Raw genomic sequence first — 3049 nt, 5'->3', positions numbered from 1 at the left:
CAGCGAAGACTTCGAGTTGGCCGCGCCGCAGTTTGATCGACTCTTCGACCTGGCTTGCGCGCAGCTTTTCGGCGGTGTGTGTTGCTTCGATGCGCTGGATCGCTTCCAGCTTGTCGCTGGCCGCCTTGTGCTCCTGGCGAAAGCGCAGCCACGGCTGCTCGGCTTCATCGACAGCGTGTTCGCGGCGCAACGATCCGAAGCTGTCGACCTTCTGGCGGTAGGCGGCGATGCCGGCGTCGGCGTCGCCGACCAGGGTCGCCAGCGCGGCTTCCCGCTTGAGCGCTTCGGCGAACTGGCCGCGCGGCGATCCGGTAGCCGGGGTGAGCAGATCGTTGCGCGCCGCCTCGACGGTGGCCATCACCTCATCGCCACCGCTGCTGGCGACCTCGCCGAGCGACTCGTTGAGGGCCGTGCGCAGGTGGTCGGTGGCATGGCCCACCGCTTCCCTGACCTCCTGCGCGCCACCCTGCTGGATCCACAGCAGACCGGGGATGCCCCAGTGCTCGGACTTGCTGGCACCCTTGGCCGCGTGCTGGAATCCCAGGAGCTGGGCGAGATAATCTTCGGCGTCGGCGCCGTCCAGCCGTCGGCTGCCGGCCTGCAATTCGCAGCGCTTCTTGCCGAGGAAGCTCTTGCCGAGCCGGTAGTTCTCGCCGCCGAAGGTGAACTCCAGTTCGACTGTCGGCGACGCCGACGAATCGCCCCAGGGGCGAAAGTCATCAACACTGCCGGAACGATGGCGCTCGAAGAAGGCGGCGCGAATGGCGGCGACGATGGTGCTCTTGCCGCTTTCGTTCGGGCCGGTGAACAGGTTGATGCCGGGATCGAGATCGCCGATCTCCAGCGGCTGCCGGAACTGCCTGAACTGTTCGAGGCGAATGCGCGTCAGCTTCACGCGGCGCCTCCCCGCCGATCGTCGAGAAAGCCGGCGAGCAGGGTGAGCGCGTCACGGGCGACCTCCGCATCGGGGCCTTGCTGCTCCGCACGCAGGTCGGCGATGACCTCGCCGAGATAGCCATCGGCATGCAGGGCGTCGATATCCTCGGCCGTAGGCTCGAGGCGCAGCGCCGAAAGATCGGCCAGCAAACTGTGCACCCGCCCCTGCGCTTGTCCGATCGCCTGCTGCAGACGCCGCTGCCCGGCCAGATCGGTCTGCCCCGAAACGCTCAACTGCACCACGTCGGCGGCGGCAAAGGCGGAAAGATGCTGCAGGGCCTGATCGATATCGCTGGCGACGCGCAGCGTCAGGGCGTCCGACTGCCAGCGGTAGTGGCCGGTACGGACCGGCGTCACCAAGGGTAGCGCGCCCGGCCCGCTCAATTCGACGCGCAGCGCCTGCCCGGAGTCGTTCGCCCGGAAGCGATCTGTTTCGGGCGTGCCGCTGTACCACGTGCGGGCGTCCACCTGCCGGGTGCCATGCCAGTCACCAAGCGCGAGATAGTCCAGGCCGGCCTGTTCGGCGCGGCCGGCGGCGATCGGGTTGGCGGAATCGATCGCCTCGGCGAGAATGCCCTGCACGCTGCCATGCGCCAGGCCGATGCGCAGCATCTCGGCCGGCGTCTCGGCGGCGGCGAACCATTCGGTCAGATCGGTGAAGGTGTTGCGCTGGGTCAGCGGCGCCGGCAGGAGGGCGACGCCGAGCGCGTCGAGGATCAAAGGCTCGGGCGTGACGCAGAGCGAGACATTGCCGGGGATCACGTTCAGGCGTGCGGCACGGGTCCACACCGATTCGGAGAGCGCGGCGTCGTGGTTTCCCGGCAGCATGACCCAGCGCCCGGAAAAGCCCGCCATGGCGTTGAACAGGCGGTGGATGGTGCGGTCGGCGACACCCTGGGCGTCGAAAACGTCGCCGGCCACCAGCACCAGATCGAGATCCTGCTCGCTGGCCAGTTTCGCCAGTCGCTCAACCGCCTTGAAGCGCGCATCAGCGAGCAAGGCCGCTTCGTCGGGCTCGAATTGGCCGAAGAGCTTGCCGATCTGCCAATCGGCGGTGTGCAATAGTTTGAGCAATTGACTGTCCCTGGGCGTGCGGCGCGTCAGGCCTGGACCACGATGGCGTCCGCGGGCGACGGCTGGACCCTCGCCAGCAGCGCCTCCAGCGCCTGCCGCAGGGCTGGCGCATCGGCCGCCGCGGCGCCGGCGTCCAACAGCGACAGTGCCCAGCGAGCGATCGCCTCTGCCGCGCCGGCCTCGGCGCAGTCCAGGGCCTGCTCCGCCCACGTCGTGGCATGGCTGAGGAAATCGGCGTCAAAATCGGGCGCCAGATCCACCGTTTGACCTGACTGACAGCGCACCACGCCCGGCGTGCCGGAGGCCGCCGTTAACTGGACGGTGCTGTCGCTGCCGACAGGGCCGGGGCGGCCCGAGGCCGCACGCGATGACAGTTTGAAGGCCTTGAGTGCCGCCTTCACCTCGGCGTTTTTCGCGTTCATGGGCAGGTCGAAAGTCTTCTTGAACCACTGATAGCGATAGAGGCGATTCAAGCCGCCGAGGCCACCATCGCCGCCTTTTCCGCCCTTGCCAGCGGCGCCACAGACACCTGGCGCGCCGGGGTCGACGCAGGTATCGACCGACGCTGGCAATGGCTCACCGCAGGCCACCTCGATGCTGCCGCCATCGCCACCACGACCGGGCTGGCCAGGCGGCAAGCCTTCGCCGCCCATTGCACCCTCGTGACCGTGCTCGCCGTAGGCGACCGAAAGGAAATAGGACCAGCCGACTCTCTTCAGCACGCGGCCACCGTAGCGGCCGCCCGTCTTACCGCTGTTGAACGCACCGTCACCGGCGGCGGCCGGGGCCGCCGGCTGCAGGCCCTTGCCGCCACCCTGGCTGTCGCCGCCTGGCGAACCGCAAGCCAGCAGCCGTGGCGGCGAAAGCAGGCGCTGGCAGACGATGCGAACGTCGCCAGCGACTCCCGCGGCGCCGTCCTGACCCGCTTGCCCGTCGGCGGCCGGCAACTCGCCCCAGGGTGCTGGCGGTTTGCGACCACTGACGTCGATCACCGCCTGATCGCCAGACAGTTCGCGACAGCGAAGATGTACCGTGCCAC

General features: G+C 68.6%; 2 protein-coding genes and 1 pseudogene. All 3 read right to left on the bottom strand.

Going from position 1 to position 3049, the window contains the following annotated elements; all coding sequences use genetic code 11:
- A partial coding sequence (locus tag RUW20_RS02555) for an AAA family ATPase (protein ID WP_313950629.1) occupies positions 1–895 on the bottom strand: 895 nt, incomplete at its 3' end.
- The gene (locus tag RUW20_RS02550) at positions 892–2010 is read right to left on the bottom strand and encodes a DNA repair exonuclease (RefSeq protein WP_313950628.1); all 1119 of its coding nucleotides are present in this window, start codon (positions 2008–2010) and stop codon (positions 892–894) included. The genes RUW20_RS02550 and RUW20_RS02555, both read right to left, overlap by 4 nt.
- A 26-nt stretch (positions 2011–2036) precedes the next feature.
- Positions 2037–3049 (bottom strand): annotated as a pseudogene (locus RUW20_RS02545) (hypothetical protein); the annotation flags it as partial.

Origin of the sequence: Accumulibacter sp., assembly GCF_032229525.1 — a bacterium.
Lineage (GTDB): Bacteria > Pseudomonadota > Gammaproteobacteria > Burkholderiales > Rhodocyclaceae > Accumulibacter.
The sequence above is the reverse complement of the archived record's forward strand: the minus strand, read 5'-3'. Positions and strand labels throughout refer to the sequence as shown.